The sequence below is a fragment of the Haemophilus sp. 27098_8_127 genome (assembly GCF_041433495.1).
Taxonomy (GTDB): domain Bacteria; phylum Pseudomonadota; class Gammaproteobacteria; order Enterobacterales; family Pasteurellaceae; genus Haemophilus_D.
This window is the reverse complement of the sequence record NZ_JAPWBP010000019.1, coordinates 1-2,638: the sequence shown is the minus strand read 5'-3', so window position 1 is coordinate 2,638 and position 2,638 is coordinate 1. Positions and strand designations below refer to the sequence as shown.

The 2,638-nt window shown below is 56.4% G+C and carries 3 protein-coding genes; all 3 read right to left on the bottom strand.

Annotated features, from left to right (window positions below):
• Positions 1–33 precede the first annotated feature (33 nt).
• Entirely contained in the window at positions 34–1,323 is a 1,290-nt protein-coding gene (locus tag O3746_RS10275; protein WP_371449020.1) for an ISL3-like element ISPpu12 family transposase, read from the bottom strand.
• 21 nt (positions 1,324–1,344) lie between these two features.
• A complete protein-coding gene (gene lspA / locus O3746_RS10270) occupies positions 1,345–1,857 on the bottom strand; it encodes a signal peptidase II (RefSeq protein ID WP_003821921.1) in 513 nt (170 codons plus the stop codon).
• Between the two features lie 3 nt (positions 1,858–1,860).
• Positions 1,861–2,638 (bottom strand): cation transporter (locus O3746_RS10265; protein ID WP_371449018.1); only part of this gene is annotated, 778 nt, incomplete at its 5' end.

The following is a 2,638-nucleotide window of genomic DNA, read 5'->3' as shown; positions in this document are numbered from 1 at the left end:
GGGCACCTTCACCCCATCAATCTGATACCACCCTCAGATGGTTGATAGATCGACTCCGTAGTTGAGTTCCTCTGCGAAGTCCGGCAGTCCGTAACCGATGGTTTTCTTGTAGAAAGGAGAGACCTTCGCAGTCGGTGCCTTCTTCTTGTGCTTCGTGGTGTAGAGCATTCGTGCCCGCATCACCTCGAAGGAGTAACCGCGCCCTTCACGGTTCTTGTCCTTGGCCAGTCGGTTGATGGACTCCGTGTAAGCGTTGGTGACGGGCATGTCCATCTCGAAGTAGGTCATGGTCTCTTCACGCCAGTTTCCCACTGCCCTGACCAGATCGCTCCAGACTTCCTTTTGGCCCTTCGGGATGGTGGCTATCCACTCGTCCAGGGCGGCTTCTGCCTGGAGCCGTGTGGTGGCGTCCCAGATGCCGTAGAAGCGCTCCTTGTGCTCGTAGGCGGCCAGCAGTTGCGGGAACGCGCCTGTCCAGGTCTCCATGATGAGGCGCTCCCGGTCTGAGACTTCGTGAGCGCGTTTCAGCAGGATTTTCCGGTCTCCCTTGAGAGTCCGGCTCTGGGACGGTTTCAGCTCCTTTCTGAGGCCCTTGCGCACTCTCTCTAGGGCATCGTTGGCCATGCGCACCACATGGAACTTATCGACCACGATACGGGCCTGGGGCAGTACAGCCTTGACCGCTGCCCGGTAGGGGTTCCACATGTCCATGCTGACGATCTCGACCTTCTGCCGGTCTTTCAGCTTCATCAGGTAGTTGGTCACCACGTCCTGGCGGCGGGTGGCCAGCAGGTCGATCAGGGTTCGCTCCTCAATGTTGGTCAGAATGCAGCGGTAGCGCTTGTTCAGGTATAGCTCGTCAATGCCCAGGATGCGGGGCGTCTCGAAGCGGTGCCAGCGCCCCAGGAACTCGGCGCGGGCGTTGAAGATGTCGCGCACCGTCTTCTCGTCCAGGCCGGTCTGTGCCGCCACAAAGGTGTAGGGGTGGTTGAAGGATTCCTTCTCCACGTACTCATGCAGCCGCAGTGTCATACGGAATCCGTCCACCATCTCCGGTAGCTGGGGCCTGAATGTTGTCTTGCAGGCCCGGCAGGTGTATCGGCGGCGGACCACCCAGAGAGTGACCCGCTTGCCGTGGATGGGCAGATCACGATAGGGAACGTCACGCTTGCCGAACCGTACGAACTCACCCTGCACGCCGCATTCCTCGCAGGCGATGGGATCGGGCACGTCCACCTGGAAGTGCATTTCGTCGTCGGTTGATTTGCAGCCCAGTACTTGGTATTGCGGCAGGTGAAGGATGTTGTCGGGAAGTTCGGTCATGGTGTTGTATAGGCGTAGGTGTCAGTCAGATCCATCCGACTCGGCATTGGTGTTTGCTTTTTTACCCAACAAGCTGCTGGAAACGAAAAGTAAGGCACCGAGGACAATTGCAATATCAGCCAGGTTGAAGGCCGGCCAATGCCAGTCTCGCCAATAGAAATCAAAGGAATCCACAACATAGCCGCGAAAGACCCGGTCAATCAGGTTGCCCATGGCGCCACCGAGGATAAGACTGTAAGCGATGGCTTCTCCTTTATGACGATTTTCAAGGATCAGCTTGATCAGAAAAATCGAGACCACTACCGCGATTCCGATAAAAAAGTAGCGCTGCCAGCCTCCACCATTCGCAAAAAGACTGAATGCGGCACCGGTGTTCCATAGGTGCACCCAGTTAAAGAACGGGGTCACCGAAACATACTCGCCATAGGCCATTGATTGCTGCACCAGCCACTTTACAGCCTGATCAGACGCTGCCAGCAGGCCCGATATGGACAATAGGGCATACGGCGAGAGCTTTTTGCCAATAATGAGCATTATTTAACCCTTCAACGCCAAAATGCGTCTGGCACCGTTAAGTACAATCACCCCCGTGATGGTGCCGATAATCAGATCTGGATAATTGGAACCGGTCCACGCGACCAGGGCGCCGGCGGTGATGCCCCCCAGGTTGATCACCACGTCGTTGGCCGAGAATATCAAGCTTGCCTTCATGTGCGCCCCGCCTTCCCGATGTTTGGATATGAGCAGCAGACAACTGGTATTGGCAATCAATGCGACGAATGCGATAGCCATCATCACCAGAGATTCAGGCTCACTACCGAATACAAAGCGTCTCACCACCTCTACGAGCACGCCCACAGCCAAGATCAGTTGCAGTACACCAGCAAGATGCGCGGCACGTACCTGCATTTTCACGCTATGTCCAACCGCATAAAGGGCAAGCCCGTACACCGCCGCATCGGAAAAATTGTCCAGGGATTCTCCAATCAGGCCGGTGGACTGGGCGATCAGACCGGCAGTCATTTCCACTACGAACAGAAGTGCATTGATGCCGAGCAACCAGCGCAGGGTCCAGGATTCTTGCTTAGCAGAAGCTGCCGAAAACTCGGCGGCCTTGATGGTCTCTGGATTTGCAGCGACGGTTTCCTGAAGCGAGGCGCCTAGCCCCAAGGTCTTCAGTTTCGAGGTGACGGGCTCGATCTCGCCGTCATGCACGACCTTCAGCCGGCGGTTCGACAAGTCGAAGGACAGCGCCCGAATCTCCTCAAAGCCGTTCAGGGCTAGGCGAATCATTCGTTCTTCTGATGGACAGTCC